16 protein-coding genes are annotated in these 18,590 nt (G+C 63.9%); 7 read left to right on the top strand and 9 right to left on the bottom strand.

Annotation, left to right across the window (positions count from 1 at the left end):
* Positions 1-129 precede the first annotated feature (129 nt).
* Entirely contained in the window at positions 130-762 is a 633-nt protein-coding gene (locus IVB40_RS34165; RefSeq protein ID WP_247817636.1) for a hypothetical protein, read from the top strand.
* Between the two features lies 1 nt (position 763).
* On the opposite strand, the gene IVB40_RS34160 is transcribed toward IVB40_RS34165, so the two are convergent.
* On the bottom strand, positions 764-1,024 hold the full coding sequence (locus tag IVB40_RS34160; protein WP_247285467.1) for a hypothetical protein: 261 nt from the start codon (positions 1,022-1,024) through the stop codon (positions 764-766).
* Between the two features lie 221 nt (positions 1,025-1,245).
* Between IVB40_RS34160 and IVB40_RS34155 the strand changes: the two genes are divergently transcribed.
* The gene (locus tag IVB40_RS34155) at positions 1,246-2,940 is read left to right on the top strand and encodes a bifunctional diguanylate cyclase/phosphodiesterase (RefSeq protein ID WP_247426578.1); all 1,695 of its coding nucleotides are present in this window, start codon (positions 1,246-1,248) and stop codon (positions 2,938-2,940) included.
* A gap of 17 nt (positions 2,941-2,957) precedes the next feature.
* Here the strand turns inward: IVB40_RS34155 and IVB40_RS34150 are convergent, their stop codons facing one another.
* From IVB40_RS34150 to IVB40_RS34120, 7 genes are all read right to left on the bottom strand, one after another.
* Complete coding sequence (locus tag IVB40_RS34150; protein WP_027566014.1) at positions 2,958-4,466, bottom strand: tripartite tricarboxylate transporter permease; 1,509 nt, start codon at positions 4,464-4,466, stop codon at positions 2,958-2,960.
* 4 nt (positions 4,467-4,470) lie between these two features.
* Positions 4,471-4,956, bottom strand: a complete 486-nt coding sequence (locus IVB40_RS34145) for a tripartite tricarboxylate transporter TctB family protein (RefSeq protein WP_247817635.1) — start codon at positions 4,954-4,956, stop codon at positions 4,471-4,473.
* An 82-nt stretch (positions 4,957-5,038) separates the two neighbouring features.
* Positions 5,039-6,016: a tripartite tricarboxylate transporter substrate binding protein gene (locus IVB40_RS34140; protein WP_027566012.1), complete on the bottom strand. Its 978-nt coding sequence runs from the start codon at positions 6,014-6,016 to the stop codon at positions 5,039-5,041.
* Positions 6,017-6,209: 193 nt separating this feature from the next.
* Positions 6,210-9,077 carry a PAS-domain containing protein gene (locus IVB40_RS34135; RefSeq protein WP_247817634.1) on the bottom strand — a complete coding sequence of 956 codons (2,868 nt, stop codon included), beginning with the start codon at positions 9,075-9,077 and terminating at the stop codon, positions 6,210-6,212.
* 223 nt (positions 9,078-9,300) lie between these two features.
* Positions 9,301-10,176: an acyl-CoA acyltransferase gene (locus IVB40_RS34130; RefSeq protein WP_247817633.1), complete on the bottom strand. Its 876-nt coding sequence runs from the start codon at positions 10,174-10,176 to the stop codon at positions 9,301-9,303.
* A gap of 37 nt (positions 10,177-10,213) precedes the next feature.
* Entirely contained in the window at positions 10,214-11,194 is a 981-nt protein-coding gene (locus IVB40_RS34125; protein ID WP_027566009.1) for an amino acid--[acyl-carrier-protein] ligase, read from the bottom strand.
* 74 nt (positions 11,195-11,268) lie between these two features.
* Positions 11,269-12,486, bottom strand: a complete 1,218-nt coding sequence (locus IVB40_RS34120; RefSeq protein WP_247357526.1) for an acyl-CoA dehydrogenase family protein — start codon at positions 12,484-12,486, stop codon at positions 11,269-11,271.
* A 357-nt stretch (positions 12,487-12,843) separates the two neighbouring features.
* On the opposite strand from IVB40_RS34120, the gene IVB40_RS34115 reads away from it, so the two are divergent.
* From IVB40_RS34115 to mtnA, 3 genes are all read left to right on the top strand, one after another.
* A complete protein-coding gene (locus IVB40_RS34115; RefSeq protein WP_027566007.1) occupies positions 12,844-13,116 on the top strand; it encodes a phosphopantetheine-binding protein in 273 nt (90 codons plus the stop codon).
* Between the two features lie 124 nt (positions 13,117-13,240).
* Positions 13,241-14,116 (top strand): S-methyl-5'-thioadenosine phosphorylase, encoded by an 876-nt coding sequence (locus tag IVB40_RS34110; protein WP_247357528.1) that lies wholly within the window; start codon positions 13,241-13,243, stop codon positions 14,114-14,116.
* Between the two features lie 18 nt (positions 14,117-14,134).
* On the top strand, positions 14,135-15,244 hold the full coding sequence (mtnA, locus tag IVB40_RS34105; RefSeq protein WP_247817632.1) for an S-methyl-5-thioribose-1-phosphate isomerase: 1,110 nt from the start codon (positions 14,135-14,137) through the stop codon (positions 15,242-15,244).
* A 120-nt stretch (positions 15,245-15,364) separates the two neighbouring features.
* Here mtnA and IVB40_RS34100 read toward each other — a convergent pair whose 3' ends face one another.
* Positions 15,365-16,000, bottom strand: a complete 636-nt coding sequence (locus tag IVB40_RS34100; RefSeq protein ID WP_027514539.1) for an HAD-IA family hydrolase — start codon at positions 15,998-16,000, stop codon at positions 15,365-15,367.
* A gap of 105 nt (positions 16,001-16,105) precedes the next feature.
* Here IVB40_RS34100 and IVB40_RS34095 point away from each other — a divergent pair, with 105 nt between their 5' ends.
* Together IVB40_RS34095 and IVB40_RS34090 are read left to right on the top strand one after the other, a co-directional pair.
* Positions 16,106-16,864: a trypsin-like serine protease gene (locus IVB40_RS34095; RefSeq protein ID WP_247817631.1), complete on the top strand. Its 759-nt coding sequence runs from the start codon at positions 16,106-16,108 to the stop codon at positions 16,862-16,864.
* A gap of 124 nt (positions 16,865-16,988) precedes the next feature.
* Positions 16,989-18,491 (top strand): NAD(P)/FAD-dependent oxidoreductase, encoded by a 1,503-nt coding sequence (locus IVB40_RS34090; protein WP_247817630.1) that lies wholly within the window; start codon positions 16,989-16,991, stop codon positions 18,489-18,491.
* Positions 18,492-18,590: the final 99 nt, after the last annotated feature.

Genomic DNA, 18,590 nt, shown 5'->3' with positions numbered 1-18,590 from the left:
CCCAGGCAGGATGATTTCGCCTGCCTGATTTCGGCCAATCCATGAGATATGACAGTGACGGCGGCGGAGCGAATGCTTCGCCGCCGCATTGTCCTGTCTGGATTTCTTGATCGAGAAGGCATTTCGCCGATGGTCGGTTTCCCGCTGCTCCTGATCCCGCTTGCGGTCTACAACATCATCGCCTTCCTGATGCCCAGCGTGTCCTTTACGGACGTGCTGTTCAGGGTGCCGATGATCACGGGCGAAGCCTGGCCGGTCACGCTTGCCGACGTGATGCTCGCGCTAGGTGTCGTGCTGCTGCTGCTCGAGGTGGTCAAGGGCGCGCGGCCCGGGTCGAAATTCCTGATGGATCATTTGCTGTCGCTGATTGTGTTCGGCGCGGCTGCGGCCGAATTCGTGATGTGGCCCAAATTCGGCAACTCCACCTATTTCCTTCTGGTGCTGCTGGCGATGGCCGATTTCCTCGGCGGCATCGCCCAGCGCACCCGCCGCCGCGTCGCTTATGTCGCCGAAACGACAGTGCCGGCGCCTCGCAAGGCCAGGCGCCAGGCCGAGACGCCGGCGGATGAAGGGACGTTCGAGCCCAAGTTCGAGCCGGTCGTTGCGCCGCCCGCATCCGCGCCTTCCGCGCAATCGGTCGCCGAATCCGTACTGATGGATCATCCCGCGCCGAAGCCTGTGAGTACGCCCTCGCCGGAAATTCCCTCGCCGCATTTGCAGCCGGGCAACGGCACCCAGCCGTCTCCCGACGCGCCGCGCTGATTCAAGCCACCTGGCGCGTGCGCGCGGTCACGCTCGGAAGCGGGCGCTTGCTGCCATAGGCGACCTGCGCATCCTCGGAAGACACGCGGCGAAGTCGGCTCGCCTGGGGCAGGTGCTCGGCATTGGCGATGAGCTGGGCGACGAAGCTCGGATCGGGGCGCGGCAGCGGTGCCTTGTGGACCCACTGCAAAACCGGCATCAGCGGCACCACAGCCGAGCCTGTGCCGTTGTCCGCCACGTCCACTTGATCAGTACTCAACATCGCGATCACCGTTGACCCGGCCTGGATTGTCGCGTTTCGAGACGCTGGCGCCGGTGCGTGTGATGTACTCGCAAGGCCTATGCCGGACGGGCCGGTTTGGTTCCTGCACGAGAACAAACGTGGTTTCCAAATTGTTTATCAACTTTGCCTAGGGTCAATGGCGAATCTGGCTTTATCCTGTGCCGACTCAGGACTCCCCGCTGTCCCGAAACGAGGCGATTTTGACCCCCGCATTGCCGCAAGCCTCCGACATCCTGGCTGCCCTCGGCCAAGCCGTGTTCGCCTGGGACATCGCCAGCGATGCCATCGTCTGGGGTGAGCAGGTCGGCGCCATCTTCCCCGGGATTCCCACCGAACGGCTGGCCACCGGCGCCGAATTCGCAAAGCTGATCGAGCCCGCGCAATCGCTGCGGACCGCCGCGCTGGCGCAGACCTCAGCCGTGCATGGCGCCGACGGCACGCCCTATCGGGTCGAGTACGGCGTGCGCATGAGCGCCGCCGATCCCATGGTCTGGATCGAGGAGACCGGCCGGTGGTTCGCCGGCCCCGACGGCCGCCCCGTGCGTGCGATCGGCTCCGTCCGCATCAACAATGAACGTCATGCCCGCGACGAGGAACTGACGAAGCTCGCCCGGCTTGATCCGCTGACCGGCGAGCTCAATCGCTCGCATCTGATCGCCGCGCTGGCCGAGGCCATCGAGGAGACGACCCGTTTCCGCTCGACCGCGGCCTTCATGCTGGTCGGCATCGATCATCTCGCGCGTGTCAACGAAGCCTTCGGCTTCGACGTTGCCGACGCCGTGATCCTCGACGTCGCCACGCGCATTCGCGCGCGCTTGCGCGGGGGCGACGTGCTCGGCCGCTTCTCCGGCAACAAGTTCGGCCTGATCCTGAAGAACTGCACCGTCGACGACATGAACGTCGCCGCCGAGCGCTTCCTCGCCGGCATCCGCGACGAGGTGGTGCCGACCAAATCCGGCCCGGTGTCGGTCACCGCCTCGATCGGCGCGGTCAGCGTGCCGCGCTATGCCCGCAACACCGATGAAGCCGTCAATCGCGCCCACGAGACCCTGGACACCGCGAAACAACGCCGAGTCGGCTCGTTCGCAGCCTGGCGCCCGGATGCCGCGCGCGACGCCCAGCGCCGCGTCAACATCCGCGTCACCGACGAGATCGTCACCGCATTGAATGAGCGCCGCATCAAGCTCGCCTATGAGCCGGTGGTTGCCGCCCTCTCGCGCGAGTGCGCTTTTCACGAATGCCTGGTGCGGATGGACCAGGGCGACGGCCAGGTGCTGCTCGCGCCCGACATCGTGCCGGTCGCGGAACGGCTCGGCCTGATCCGCCTGGTCGATCACCGCGTGCTCGAGCTCGTGGTCGCCGAACTCGCCGCCGCGCCCGACATCTGCCTCAGCCTCAACATCTCGCCGGACACCACCATGGATCCGGATTGGTGGGCCGGAATCGAATCGCTCATGCGCGCCCATCCCGGCGTCGCCGAGCGGCTGATCGTCGAGATCACCGAAACCGTCGCGATCCAGGACATCGACGACGTGCGCGGCTTCGTCACCCGGCTGAAGAATTTCGGCAGTCGCATCGCCATCGACGATTTCGGTGCCGGCTACACCTCGTTCCGTAATCTGCGCAAGCTCGGCGTGGACATCGTGAAGATCGACGGCGCGTTCGTGCAGAACATCACTCGCTCCGCCGACGACCGCGCCTTCGTGCAGACCTTGATCGACCTCGCTCGCCGCCTCGACATCAAGACGGTGGCCGAATGGGTGCAGGACGAAGAAGCTGCGAACATGCTGCGCGACTGGGGCTGCGACTACATCCAGGGCCGCCTGATCGGGCTCGCCTCAGCCGACCGCCCCTGGGGCGCGCCGCCGGATAGCGTGCTGCCCGCGGCAAGCTGAGACACCCTGCCAAACCCTCACGCGCCCTCATCCAGCGCCACGAGCTCGCGCTTCTTGCGCAACGCGGGCAATAACGGCGCTATCAGCAGCACCAGCGCGAGCGCCAGACACGCTGCCGAGATCGGGCGCTGCACGAAGGTCCAGAGGTCGCCCTGCGACAGGATCAGCGACTTGCGCAGATTGTTCTCCATCATCGGTCCCAGCACGAACGCCAGCACCAGCGGCGCGGGCTCGAAGCCGAGCTTGCGCATGAAATAACCGATGATGCCGAACGCGATCATCACATAGACGTCGAACACGTTGTTGCTCGAGCAATAGACGCCCAGGATAGTGAACAGGATGATCAGCGGGAACAGGATATTGTAGGGCAGCTTGAGCAGCTGCACCCACATGCCGATCAGCGGCAAATTGAGGATCAGCAGCATGACGTTGCCGATATACATGCTGGCGACGATGCCCCAGAACAGGCCGGGGTTCTGCGTGATCAGCAGCGGCCCCGGTTGCAGGCCATGGATGACGAAGGCGCCGAGCAGTAGCGCCATTACCACGTTCGGGGGGATGCCCAAGGTCATCAGCGGAATGAAAGCGCCTCCGGCCGCCGCGTTGTTGGCGGATTCGGGACCCGCTACGCCCTCGATCGCGCCATGGCCGAAACGCTCCGGCGTTTTCGACAGCCGCTTCTCCAAGGCATAGGACGCGAACGAGGCGACCACGGCGCCGCCGCCCGGGAGAATGCCGAGCAGGAAGCCGAGGAACGTGCCGCGAGCCACCGGGCCGGCGCTCGCCTGCCAATCGGCCTTGCTGGGCAGCAACTGCGTGATCCTGGCGTTGATGATATCGCGCTTGATCGCCTGCTCGGTATTGAGCAGCACCTCGGCGACGCCGAACAGGCCCATCACGACGGGCACGAGTCCGATGCCGTCGATCAGCTCCATGCGGCCGAACGTCAGCCGCGGCTGCGCCGTGATGCTGTCGAGGCCGATCAGTCCGAGCACGACGCCGATACATGCCATCAGGAGCGCCTTCGGCATTGATCCCTGAGTGAGGAACGTGAGCACGATGAGGCCGAGCACCATCAGGCTAAAATATTCGGCAGGGCCAAACGCGATGGCGATGTTGGCGAGCCGAGGTGCCACCAGCATCAGCGCAACGAGCGAAAATGTGCCGGCGATGAAGGAGCCGAAGGCGGAGATGCCCAGCGCAGGGCCGGCACGGCCCTGCTTCGCCATCTGGTGGCCGTCAATACAGGTCACGACTGAAGCCGCCTCGCCCGGGATATTGACCAGGATCGAAGTGGTCGAGCCACCATACATCGAGCCGTAATAGATCCCCGCCATCATGATGATGCCGGATTCCGGCGTTCCTGACAGTGTCACCGGAAGCAACAGAGACATCGCCGAGATCGGCCCGATGCCTGGCAGTACACCGACCAGCGTACCGATGAAGACGCCGATGAAACAGTAGAGCAGGTTGATCGGCAGGAGCGCGACGCCAAACCCGTGCGCGACGTTGACGAGCGTATCCATGCGATCAACCGATCCCGAACAGGCCCGAGGGTAGCTGGATCAGCAGCAGCCGCTTGAGTACCCACCACATTCCGAGCGGCACCAGCGCGGCGATCGGGATCGCCAGCGTCCAACGCACGGGATCGATCAAGCGCAGCAAAAGCAACATGAGCGGAATCGATGACAGCAGGAATCCCAGCGGCTCGAGGGCAAAGGAGAACGCAGTGAGGCAGGCGATGACGAGAAGCGGCTTGCTCCAGCCCACATTGTCCCAGCGCGAAGCCAGCGTTGGCCCGCCCTCGGTGATGGCCGAGATGATAATGCTGGCCGCGAACACGCACATCAGGATGCCCGTGTAGAACAGTACGTAGCCGGAACCGGGATCGTTGATGGTGCCGAGCTTGAGCCTAACGCCCTGCCAGATCACGAAGCCGCCCAGCGCGAGCCCGATCAAGCCGCCCCAGAGTTCGGAGTTGTTGAAACGGAGTTTGACGGTGGTTTGGTCGTTCATCGATACCCTCTCGGTCGTGCCCCGGACGCTACGCAGCGCGACGCGGTGTGCTGCAGATCCGGGACACGAAAGTGGCTCAATCCTACTTCTTCGCAAGCCCGAGCGTGTCGATCACCTTGCGCTCTGACTCCGTGACCTCGACGACGAACTTTTTGTAGTCCTCGGTATTCTTGTAGCTCGGCACCATGTCGTATTTGGCGAGCGTGGCGATCACCGCGGGGTCCTCGACCGCCTTCTTGAAGGCGTCGTGCAGCTTGGCGACGATCTTGGGATCCATGCCCTTGGGGCCGGCGATGCCGAACGGGGAATCATAGACCATGGGATAGCCGAGTTCCTTCAGCGTTGGCACGTCAGGATAATTCGGCGATCGCGCGCCGGTCCACACCATGAGAAGCTTCAGCTTACCGGCGTCAACCAAGGGCCGCCAACCGGTGGAGTCGGCCTGCAGCATGGTGTGTTGGCCGAGTACCGCGGCGTTGGTCTCCGCCCCGCCCTTGAACGGCACCTGCGTGAGCTTGATGCCGGACATCGCGGCGATTTGCTCCATGCCAATATGAAGCGAGGTGCCTGTGCCCGGCGTCGCGTAGGTCACCTTGCCCGGATTTGCCTTCGCGAACTCGACCACGTCTTTCCAGGACTTGAATTGCGACTCGGCGCTGGTGGTTACGCCGAAGGTGTAGCCGGTGAGGTGAACGATATAGGTGAAGTCCTTCGCCGGATCCCAGGACACCTCCTGCATCAGGGGCAGGCGGAAGACGGTGATCGGAAGCTGTGAGATGGTGTAGCCGTCCGGCTTCGCAGCTGCGGCCATGGTGGCAGGTCCAACAGTGCCGCCGCCGCCGGCCTTGTTGTCGATCACGATCGGCTGCCCCAGGACCTTAGACGCACTGTCGGCGATCGCGCGCATCGAGATGTCGGTCGATCCGCCGGCGGGCCATGGCACGATCAGCGTCACCGGTTTGGTGGGATAATCCTGCGCACCGGCGGCGGTTGCGAGCAGCGCGCTCACAGCGGCATGCATGGCGGCAAAGGCGATTGTCTTCAGCCCGTATCGCGACATCGAAACTCCTCCCTCGCGGTGGCCTGGTTCGGGCCGCCGTTTCTCATTGTTATGACGGGATTGTCCCCGAATTCATGGGAGAAGAAAAGCGCATTGCGCGGGCGCGATACGGTGATCCCGCCGAAAAGCGCACGTGCGACAATTGGTCGTTTGAAGGCGTGCCGAGATACGGAATTTGCCTTCGGTGGGGCCCTTACGCCACGCGGCGTACTGCGCTCAGCGTCTCGATCACGCGTCCGACCTCCGCGGCCGGGGAGGGCTTGCCGAAATAATATCCCTGCACGGCGGTGCAGCCGCATTCGCGGACGAAGTCGAGTTGTTCAATCGTCTCCACACCCTCCGCCGTGGTCTCGACGCCGAGCACCGAGCCGAGGCTGGCGATGGTGCGGACGATCGCCACACTCTCCGGGCTTTCACTGATCGTGCCGACGAAGGAGCGGTCGATCTTGATGCGGTCGAACGGAAATCTGCGCAAATAGCTCAGCGAAGAATAGCCGACGCCGAAATCGTCGAGGCTGACGCGCACCCCCAACGCGCGGAGTTGGTGCAGGATCTCGATCGTCGATTCACTGTCGTCGAGCAGCGCCGTCTCGGTGAGCTCGAGCTCGAGCCGATGCGGTGGCAGGCCGGCCTCCGCAAGCGCGCTCGTCACCATCGTCACCAGCCCGCGCGAGCGGAATTGCACCGGCGACAGGTTCACGGCGACGGTGAGATCGGGCCATGTCGCGGCGGTCGTGCAGGCCGTGCGCAGCACCCACTCGCCGATCGGAACGATCAGGCCGTTCTCTTCCGCAATCGGAATGAATTCCGCCGGTGAGACGAGGCCGCGCGAGGGATGTTTCCAGCGCAGCAGCGCCTCGAAGCCGGTAAGTTCGGTGGTGTCGAGCCGCACCTGCGGCTGGAATGCCAGGTGGAATTCACGGGCCTCCAGCGCGCCGCGCAGATCGTGCTCGAGCGCGTGCCGGCTGCGAGCCTCTTTCTCCATTTCGGGCTCGAACAGCTGATAGGCGCCGCGCCCCTTGGCCTTGGCCTGGTACAGCGCGAGGTCGGCGCATTTCATCAGCTCGTCGGCGTCGAGCCCATGATCGGGCGCGATTGCGATGCCGACGGAGACGCCAACATGCATCGACTGGTGCTCCAGCGGCGGCGGGTGACCGATGATCTCGACCAGGCGGCGCGCGAGCCTTTCCGCCGATTGCGGCTGCGGCCCGCGCTGGAGAACCGCGAACTCGTCGCCACCGAGCCGCGCGACGGTGTCGTGCTCGCCGACATTCTCCTTCAGTTGCGCCGCGACCCAGCGCAACAGCCGGTCGCCGGCCGCGTGGCCGAGGCGATCGTTGACGGTCTTGAAATTGTCGAGGTCGAAGCACAGCACGGCCATCGCGCCGCCGGCGATCGCGACCTGGTTCAGTCCCTCGCCCATCTTCTCGCGGAACAGCGTGCGGTTGGGCAGGTCGGTGAGTGAATCGTGCCGCGCCATGTGCGCCACGCGGGCCTGGGCCTTGTGGCGTTCGGTGACATCCTCATAGGTGACGACCCAACCGCCATGCTCCATTCGCTTGTGATTGAGCTTGATGATGCGGCCGTCGCCCAAATAGCGGTGCAGTGTGTGCTCGCCCTCGCGCAGCCTCTCGACATAGTCGGCATAGAGCCGCGCGGCGGTGGTGTTTGGATGGATGCCGAGCTCGCAGCTGTGCTCCATGATCTCGCGCATCGACACACCCGGCTTCACCAATTCGGGTGACAATCCGTACATCTCGATGTAGCGCCGATTGCAGACAATGACGCGCAAGCTCGAATCGAGCATACACAGGCCCTGGCTCATGTTGTTCAGGGCCGCGTCGAAGCGCCGATACTGCTCGCTCAGCTCCTCGACTGCGTGCTCGCGCTCGGTGATGTCCTCGTAGGTGGCCACAAAACCACCCTCGGCCAAGGCGCAATAGCGCACCGAGATCGTAGTGTCGTTCGACATCCGCCGGCGTATCGGCGAGGAGTTGCGGTCGGCGATCCTTGCGCTGGCGGCTTCCAGGAGTTGTTGCGGACTATACTCGGAAGAGAACGCGCCGTTTGCCATCGAGCGTTCGATCAGTTCGCCGAGATGCGTCCCTGGCTTGGCTTCCTCCGGCGAGAGCCGATAGATCTTCCGGTAGGTGGTGTTGCAGACGCGCAGGCGCATCTCGCTGTCGTAGAAGGCGAGTCCGTGCGCCATGTTCTCCAGCGCCGCATCGAGCATGAAGTTCTGCTGCCTCAGCATCTCCTCGTATTGCAGCCGCTCGGTGACGTCTTCGTGCACGGTCACCCAGCCGCCGTCGGGCAGAAAACGGGAAGCCACCTGCACCATCCGTCCGTCATAGCGCATCACCAGCAGGTTTTTCGCCTTCCCGGTGCGCACGTCCTCCAGCCTGGTGTCGTGGAATTCGTCGGCCGACATCCCCGGCAGGTTGCCGCGCGACATCCAATGCTCGATGACCGTACAATGCGAGACGCCCGGCTTCACGATTTCCGGGTCGAGGTTGTAGAGCTTCAGGAAACGTTCGTTGCAGACGACGACGCGGCTGTCGGCGTCGTACATGATCAATCCGTGCGCCATGTTGGCGAGCGCGTGCTGGCTGCGCTCGGTCTGCACGCGCAGCTCCGCCTCGACCCGGGCGAGTCGGCTGACGTCGTCGCAGATCGTCATCCAGCCGCCGCCGGGAAGCGGTTTTAGCTCGAGCGCCATGACCAGGCCGCTCGCGAGCGTCTGCTGAGTCCGGAACGGCTGGCCGGCTGCGATCCGCGTCATGCGGGCGGCATAGAGTGCGTCGACTTCCCCCGCAGGGATGTTGCCGAGGGCCACGCTGTGGGCGAGCACGTCACGGTAGCTCGTGCCGACCCGCACGATTTCGGCCGACATGTTGAACAGGCTGAGGTAGCGCTGATTGACCAGCACGATCCGGTTGCCGGCATCGTAGACGCAGACGCCTTGCTCCATGTGGTCGAGCGCAAGCTGGCTCAGCCCGACCAAGGCCTTCGGGCCCTGCTCGCGGCGTGCATCAAGCTCGTTGTCGCGGATCGACGTCATGGGGCGGCGGGTCTCGGCGGGCAATAGACTTAACGCGATGTAATTCAGCCGCCGAGGCTAGCGAAGAGGCGGGAAAATTCCCTTAAGCGCCTTAGTTTACGGAGGGTGACCGGCGATGCAGGGATGCTGCCAATGTGAAGGGGGCAAGGTACCGTCGCGCCGGTCGACCTGCGCAATGGCGCGTTAGGCCCGGATGACATCGAATGTCCGGCCCAAATGGGGCCTACGGCCCGTACAGCACGAGTTCCGTATCCGTGAGATCGGCGAGCTGCGGCCGGTGTGGTCCCTTGAAATATTTGCGGCCGCGACGCTCGGTGTAGATGCCGACGAGGCCGGAAACCGGGCCGTTGGAATCGACGGCGACCGCGATCTTGCCGAGCCGCAGCAGCAGCCGGCCGATGCGGCCTGCGCATTCGGTGTATTCGGCCGCGTTGCGGCAGTAGATCAGCTTCATCGCGGGCGGCGCAATGATGCCACGGCGGATGCGCACCGGTTGCAGGATGAAGGGGAACGTTCCCTTCGGCGTGCGGCAGACGAGGCTGAGGCAATTGTAGCGCGCATGCCGCGTCAAGAGATCGGTCTCGGCATCGGAAAGCCCGTCGATCGTCTTGGCGTGCTGCGAGATGACCTCGATCTTGCTCCAGCGTGGGACGCGCGCCAGCGCTGGCACCGAGAAGAAGATGCCACGGCAATAGGCGCGAAAGCCCTGCGTCTCGATGATCGGCCAGGTCCACGGCGCCGGGCTGATGTTGAGATAGGTGACGTCCTTGTGGCGCTGCGCGATCTTGGTCAGGAGCGGGGCGTAGTTGCGGTAGGCCGGGTCGACATACCAGCTCGACAAATTGCACTGGATGGCGGTCTCATCGCCGTCCCTCCGCGCCGTGTAGATCAGCAGCAGCACGCCGACCGGCGTGCCGTCATTGTCGAGCATATAGCCGAAGCGCGGATAGCCTTCCGGTACCGGTCGGAAGGCCTGCCGGCGCAGGCCCTGGATCCAGTAGCCGCGCGAGCGGCCGACGAAGCCGCGCGTCAGCAAGTCCGCGACCGCATCGAGGTCGGACTCGGTGATCTCGCGGCATCGGACCTTGGTATGGATCACGCTCGTCTTTCCCGTGGAAATGGCCGGCCTCGTTCCGTTAGCGCCAGCCTTCGCCGTGGGCATCGGCCGCGATCTGCGGCTGCAGGCCCATGATCTCCCGCACCTTGGCGGGCCAAGCGGAAGGATCGGTGCCGTGGGTGTGGAACATGGCGACAGCCAGGCGGTCCATGCCGAAGGCGACGCAGCCGGTGTGGGCCGGCTCGCCATTGGCGTCCTTGATATCCCAGGTCGTGCCGAAATGCTCGCGGTGATAATTGAAGCTCATGCAGGCCGTCGGCTGCTCTTCCGAGCGCAGCGGGATCAGCAGTTCGAACTTGAGCTGCTGCTGCTTTTGGCTCACCGCCTTCATCTGACCGACGCGGCCGAAGAACGGATCGCTGGCATAATCGACGCGGAAGGTGAGACCGAGATCGGTCGCAATCGCCTGCGCGCGCACCATCCAGCGCTCGCGGAAATCGGCGACGTCGTCGGGGCTGCCGATGCAGACATATTCCCGCATCCGGAACGATTGCAGCCGGTCGAGATGTTTTGACGGCTCGCGGCGGAAGCAGTCGGCGGCGACGTCGAAGCGCAGGCCGCCTTTCGGCAACTGGCCGCGGCTCGCCGCGATCGGATAGACGGGATAGCAGGCCGCCGGCGACAGCACGAGGTCTGCCGGCGAGAGCGAGCTGGTCCAGTCACCGCCGGCATCGAAGCGGCTGACCGCGGCGTTGATCTCGCGCTCGGTGCCGTGCAGGCCGCAGACGCAACCGAGCAGGTTCGGAAAGCTCTTGAGATACCCGGACTTCTCGAGCTGTGAACGGCTCATCACCGGCGGGAAGCGCATCACCTCGGTGCCGGCCTCACGATGGCTCGTGATCAGCGCGGCGAGCTTTTCGACGATGCCTTCATAAAGCGCGGTGCGGGCGTAGACGCCGTCCGAGCCCATGGGATGGAACAGCTTGTCGGCGAGATGATCGAGCGGATCCGCGATTTGCGGGGCGGTCTCGGGCGAATTGGGGAGGACGGCAATGTTCATGGTTCGATGTCCTGCTATCTCAAAATTGTTCTTGTTGGTTTGGTCGCCAAGGCGCGTCAGTTAGGAAAAGGACGTCAGTCGTGAAGGCTCAATGGCACGCCGCTCATCAGGGTCGATGTTGCGGCATTGGCCAGAATGCGGTCGTTGTTGATCATGATCGGCGACGACAGCACGTCGCGCAGGTGGCGGCCCATGGTGAACTCACCGTCGTTGCGGTAGCCGGAAAGGCCTGCGGTGCGCATCGCATGCATCACGGTCTCGACCGCGAGCTCCGAGGCCTGCACCTTCAGAAGCGTGATCGAAGACTGGAAGTCGAGCGAGCCGAGCGCGCGTTCGTCGTGCTCGGCGCGAGCAAAGGCGTCGATATTGGCTGATATCAGCGCCCGCAGCTTGGCCAGCGACATCTTGGCGGCGGTGAAATGCGCGGCCGCCGGCGGCATCTGGCCGCCTGAGGTGCGGGCCGCCTTGCGAACGAAGGCCTGCGCACGGGTGACGGCAGCTGCAGCGATACCAGCCCAGGCCGAGGACCAGCACAGATGCGCGAACGGCGTCATGGTCTGGGCGTGGATCTTGTCGTAGGATTCCGGGAAGACGCGGTCGGTCGGGCAGTCGACCTTCAGCTCGAAACCGGTCGAGCAGGTGCCGCGCATGCCGAGCGTTTCCCAGCCCAGCGTCCGCTTCAGCGAATAATCGTCCCTGGCGAGCGCCAGAAGAACCTGATCGGACGCAGAAGCGTCGGTGGCGCGGCGGGCAATAGTCACGAGGCCGTCGGCCTCGGCGCCGTAGGAGATCACGGTGGCGTCGCGCAGCAGCGAGACGGTGTCGCCGACGACGTCGACGGCGGCGGCGCTAGCGCGGATGTTTCCGCCGTTCTGGCCTTCGGTGGTGGAGGAGGCGAGCAGCCACTGGTCGCGCGCGACCCGGCGCATCATGGTTTCCATCCAGGGGATGCCGTGGCCGTGCCTGACGACGCAGGCGACCTTTGTCGTGTGCATGGCGTAGATCATCGCCGTGGAGGCGCAGGCGCGTCCGAGCGTGTAGCAGACATCGGTGACGTCGTGGATCGAGGCACCGAAGCCGCCGAACTCGGCCGGGATCATGACGCCGAGCAGCTTCTGCTCACGCGCAACCTCGAAAGCCTTGTGAGGGAAGCGGGCATCGCGATCGACCCCGTCGGCGTCGGCTGCCGCCACGGTGGCGGTCCGGGCGGCGCGTTCGACGAGGGAGGGACCATGCTCGAGAAAGCTCGTCTGCGTCTCGTCGACAGTGAGGACTGCTTCACGCACGTTCATACTCGTCCGCCTCCGGTTTGCCGTTCAGGATCGCCGGCATCATTCGCGATGCCGCTTGAGCGATCCTTCGACCATCTTTGCTTATGAGATGAGGCTACGGATTTAATTCAAATTCGTCGATGAAATAGAGGGTAAACAAAGCCCAATTCCGAACGAACAGTTAAGTTCGGGTTGTTTGCATCGTCCGGATTCCCGCGATCGCGTTAGGGATCTGTAAGAAGCCGGAAATCCAGACAATCTGAGTCATCGTTTACTAAGAAACGCGAAGTAATGGTGGTGTCCATTGCGGGATCGGCCCGCCGTGCCCATCGTAGCCGGCAACCAGTCCGACCTTTGTCGACAGATGGGAATTTACCGATGCAGGCTTTCGATACCGAGTTGCGCAATCGCATCATCAAGCTGGTGAAGGGCATCCTCGCCCAGAACTCGCTCTCCGCCGAGGTCACGCCGCAGGCCAAGCTCGTCGACGTCGGCCTGACCTCGATGGACATGGTCAATCTGATGCTCGGCGTCGAAGCCGAGTTCGACTTCACGATTCCCCAGTCCGAGATCACACCGGAGAACTTCCAGTCGGTCGAGACGCTGGAGCGTATGGTCGCGACCCAGCTGCAGTCGGCGGCCGCGGCATAATCAGGCGCGCTGGCGCGCATCCTCCTGACGGCACTTCCTGACCCCATCACCCGTTCCAAAACCGACGTAAAACTGGCATAGCTTCCCCACGGGATTGCGAAGGCGCGAACGGGGTGGAGCAGGTATGACGCAGGCGGTATTGGGCATCATCGGCGGCTCCGGCATCTACGATCTGCCGGGGCTGGAGGACGCTCGCGAAGAGGTGATCAAAAGCCCCTGGGGTGAGCCGTCGGCGCCGCTGCGGCGCGGCTCCATCGCCGGCTTGCCGATCGTGTTCCTGCCGCGCCACGACAAGGGCCACCGGCTGTCGCCCTCCGACATCAACTATCGCGCCAACATCGACGTCCTCAAGCGCGCCGGCGTCACCGACCTGATCTCGCTGTCGGCCTGCGGCTCGTTCAGGGAGGAACTGCCGCCGGGAACCTTCGTTCTCGTCGACCAGTTCGTCGATCGTACCCACAAACGCGAGAGCTCGTTCTTCGGGAGGGGATGCGTCGCGCATGTGTCGATGGCGCACCCGGTCTCGCCGCGGCTGCGCATCCATCTTGCCACGGCGGCCGAAGCCGAGGGCATCGCGTTTGCGCGCGGCGGCACCTATGTCTGCATGGAGGGACCGCAATTCTCGACCTATGCGGAAAGCACGACCTACAAGACGCTTGGTTATTCCGTGATCGGCATGACCAACATGCCCGAGGCGAAACTCGCGCGTGAGGCCGAGCTTTGCTACGCCACCGTCGCGATGGTGACGGATTTCGATTGCTGGCATCCCGATCACGACGCCGTCACCGTGCAGGACATCATCCGCGTTCTGAGCTCGAACGCCGACAAGGCAAAAGCGCTGGTGGCGCGGCTGGCGAAAGACTTCCCGCGCGAGCATGAGCCGTGCCCGATCGGCTCGGACCGCGCGCTCGATACCGCGCTGATCACTGCGCCCGAGGCGCGCGATCCCGAGCTCCTGAAGAAGCTCGATGCGGTGGCCGGGCGCATTTTGCGGACGTGATACGAAAGGCAGAATGCCATGAAGGTCGACGGCAAGCATTTCCGTAGCATCTGGCGCGAGCGCGACGGCTGGTCGGTCGGAGCGATCGACCAGCGCCGGCTGCCGCACGAGTTCATCGTTGCGAAGCTGACCTCATGCGAGGACGCGGCCCTCGCCATCCGCGAGATGCTGGTGCGCGGTGCGCCGCTGATCGGCGCGACCGCAGCCTACGGCATGGCGCTGGCGATGCGCGAGGACGCCTCCGACGCCGGCCTGAAGCGTGCCTACGACACGCTCGTGGTGGCGCGGCCGACGGCGATCAATCTGAAATGGGCCCTGGACGAGATGCGCGCGAGCCTCGCGCCGATCGATCCGCTGGAGCGGGCCGAAGCTGCCTATGCGCGCGCCGACGAGATCGTCGAGCAGGACGTCGAGATCAACCGCGGCATCGCCGGCAACGGCCTGAAACTCATCGAGGCGATCGTCGCAAGGAAGAAGCCGGGCGAGACGGTCAATTTGCTGACCCATTGCAATGCCGGCTGGCTTGCGACCGTCGATTGGGGCACGGCGACGGCGCCGATCTATCTCGCGTACGAGCGCGGCATCAAGGTCCATGTCTGGGTCGACGAGACGCGTCCGCGCAACCAGGGCGCCTCACTCACGGCCTGGGAGCTCGGCCATCACGGCGTGGCGCATACGGTCATACCGGACAACACCGGCGGGCATCTGATGCAGCACGGCATGGTCGATCTCGCCATCGTCGGCACCGATCGCGTTGCCGCCAATGGCGACGTCTGCAACAAGATCGGCACATATTTGAAGGCGCTCGCCGCTCACGACAATAACGTGCCGTTCTATGTCGCGCTGCCGTCGCCGACGATCGATTTTGCCGTTGATGACGGCGTCCGCGACATCCCGATCGAGCAGCGCAGCGGCAAGGAGGTCACCGACATGACCGGCCGCACCGCAGATGGAAGGCTTGAGACGGTACGCATCGTGCCGGAGGGCTCGCCGGTCGCGAATTATGCCTTCGACGTGACCCCGGCGCGGCTCGTCACCGGCCTCATCACCGAGCGAGGCGTGTTGAAAGCCGATCGCGCGTCACTTGCCGCTGCGTTTCCGGAGCGGATTGCAGGCGCGACGGAGTAGGTCTGGTTCGGCGATAGCTCGCCACAATCGTCATTGCGAGCGCAGCGAAGCAATCCAGAGTCTTTCAGCGGCGGCAGTCTGGACTGCTTCGCTGCGCTCGCAATGACGGAGAATGACGCTCTAGCCCAGCTTCAATCCCGTCGCGGCCTCGAGCTCGGCGATCGCCTGGGCGCCGCTGGTGACCTTGATCGTCGTCATGCCCATCTCGCGGGCCGGCTTCAGATTGACGCCGAGATCGTCGAGATAGACGCAATTCTTCGGATCAACCTTCAGTGTCTCGACCATCAGCTGATAAATGCGCGGGTCGGGCTTGCGCAGGCCGATCTTGGCGGACTCGATGACATGGTCGAACAGCACCATCACCTCGGCGACATAGAGTGAGCGGCCGGTCATGCTGCCGATCGCATTGGCCGGCAGATTGTTGGTAATGCAGCCGGTCTTGAATTGCGCCTTGATACGCTTCAGCGCTTCGACCATCTCAGGGCGCAGGTCCCCCTGAAGCAGCGGGAGCACATCGCGGCCGCGCACCTCCGCGCCGAGCGCCAGCGACTCCGTTGCGAACAAATGATCGAACGTGTCGATATCGACCTCGGCGCGCTCGAACTTGGCCCAGGCATTTTCCAGATGATTGGCGGCATTGGTGCGCCGGATGATGTCGATGGGCAGGCCACGCTCTGTCTCGAACCGCGTGAACGCCTCGAACGGCGAACTCGTCAGCACGCCGCCAAAATCAAAGATCACAGCCTCGATCGTCAAGATCCCGCCCTCGTCAATTCCTTTCCAAGAGCGCTAGCATGCGCTATCGGCAAGGGCCAGTCCGAAGCCATCCCGCCGCCGTCACCGATGCCGAAGCGTGTTCCCATGAAAAAGCTTGCAACGATCATTACAGCGGCGCTGCTGCTCGCCACGCCCGCTTATGCCATCGTTGGTGGCGGCACGCCGCAGGCCGATGGCGTCGCGCGCGCCGTCGTCACCATCGTCGGCTCGCGCGGCAATTTCTGTACCGGCACCCTGGTTGCGTCAAGGCTGGTGCTCACCGTTGCCCACTGCGTGCAGCCCGGCGCGGACTACAAGATCGTCGATCGCGGCACTGACGGGCAGCCGCAACTGCTGAATGTCCGCACCGTCGCGATCCATCCGAGTTTCAGCATACAGGCGATGCAAGCGCATCGCGCTACCGCCGACCTGGCGCTGCTGCAACTGGAAATTCCACTCAAGGGAAAATCGACCGTGCCGGTCGGGGCGCCGAATATTCCGATCCAGGTCGGCAGCCGCTTCGTCATCGCCGGTATCGGCGTCACCGTGCGTGGCGACGGCAAGAGTGGCGGCGCGACGCGTGTTGCCGGCCTCGTTGCGACGGGGCAGCCCGGCACGCTCCAGATCCGGTTGGTCGACCCCGTAACCAACGGTGTTCGCGACGGAATTGGCGCCTGCACCGGTGATTCCGGCGGTCCCGTGTTCGAGGACAAACCGGCCGGAGCCGTGCTCGTCGGCGTGATCAGCTGGTCCACGGGGCCGAACGGAGCGGCCGGCTGCGGCGGGCTGACCGGAGTCACGCCGCTCACGCTCTATCGCGACTGGATATTGCAGACTGCGCGGAGCTGGGGTGCGACGCTGTGATTTGACCGCGTCCTGATCTATGTCATCTTGAAGCGGAAGCGCGCTGGGCGACCACGTCCGTTGCAGAGGAAACGCGTCGCCCAATCAAGGGCGGCCACAAAACAAGCAAGGCATAGAAGCAACAATGAATGTCGCTGTTCGCAGTCACGCCACGGCCAAACAGGCTTCTGAACATTTCGACGTGCTGATCGTCGGCGCCGGTATCTCGGGCATCGGCAGCGCCTATCACATGACCAAGCAGCTTCCCGGTGCGAGCTTCGTCATCCTGGAAACGCAGGCGACGTTCGGCGGCACGTGGACCACACATCGCTATCCCGGCATCCGCTCCGACAGCGATCTCCACACCTTCGGTTATAGGTTCAAGCCCTGGGTCGGGCCGCCGATCGCCACCGCCGACGAAATCCTCGCCTACATGAACGAGGTGATCGACGAAAACGATATCGCGCGGCATATCCGCTACAAGCACAGGATCAATTCGGCGAGCTGGTCGAGCGAGCAGAACCTCTGGACCATCGAGGCGGTGACGACCGACACCGGCGAGCCAAAAACTTTCACGGCGAACTTCCTCTGGATGTGCCAGGGCTATTACCGCCATTCGGAAGGCTATACGCCGGAATGGAAAGGTACCGATCGCTTCAAGGGCCGCATCGTTCATCCGCAGACCTGGCCTGATGATATCGACCTCGCGAACAAGAAGGTCGTCGTGATCGGCTCCGGCGCGACGGCGGCGACGCTGGTGCCGAACATTGCCGACAAATGCGCGCATGTCACGATGCTGCAGCGTTCGCCGACCTATTTCCGTCTCGGCCGCAACGCCATCGAGATCGCGGAGGAGCTGCGCCGGCTGCAGGTCGACGAGGCCTGGATCCACGAGATTGTCCGGCGAAAGATCCTGTTCGAGCAGGATGCGTTCACCAAGCTTTGCTTGTCAAAACCCGAGCAGGTGAAAAAGGAGCTGATCGGCCAGATCAGCGCGGTGCTCGGTCCGGAGTACGATGTCGACACCCATTTCACGCCGAGCTACCGGCCATGGCGGCAGCGCATCGCCTTCGTGCCCGATGCCGATCTGTTCAAGGGCATCGCCAGCGGCAAGGCGTCCGTCGTCACCGACGAGATCGAATGTTTCGTCGAGAACGGTATCCAGCTCAAATCCGGCAAGCTGCTCGAAGCCGACATCATCGTCACCGCAACCGGCTTCAATCTCGCGGCGCTCGGCGACATCGCCTTCGAGGTCGACGGCAAGCCGCTCGCCTTCGGCGACACCGTCACCTATCGCGGCATGATGTTCACGGGCGTGCCGAACATGGTCTGGGTGTTCGGCTATTTCCGCGCCAGCTGGACGCTGCGCGTCGACCTCGTCGCCGACTTCGTCTGCCGTCTGCTCGGTCACATGAAGGCCAAAGGGAAGAAGAAGGTCGAGGTGAGCTTGCGCGCCGAAGACCACAACATGCCGATCCTGCCCTGGATCGATCCGGAAAACTTCAATCCTGGCTACATGATGCGCAACATGGACCTGCTGCCCAAGCGCGGCGACAAGTCGGAATGGCAGCACAGCCAGGACTACTGGACCGAAAAGGACGAGATCCCGAAGACGGATCTGGATGGCGGGGAGTTTGTGTACGGGTGAGGGCCGCTAGGCGCTAACCAAGCATTGCAATGTCGTCCCGGCCTAGTGCGCAATTGCGCACTAGGCCGGGACGACATCTTTTGTTGGGCGAGGAGTGTC

The sequence above is a fragment of the Bradyrhizobium sp. 40 genome (assembly GCF_023100925.1).
Classification (GTDB): Bacteria; Pseudomonadota; Alphaproteobacteria; order Rhizobiales; family Xanthobacteraceae; genus Bradyrhizobium.
The sequence above is the reverse complement of the archived record's forward strand: the minus strand, read 5'-3'. Positions and strand labels throughout refer to the sequence as shown.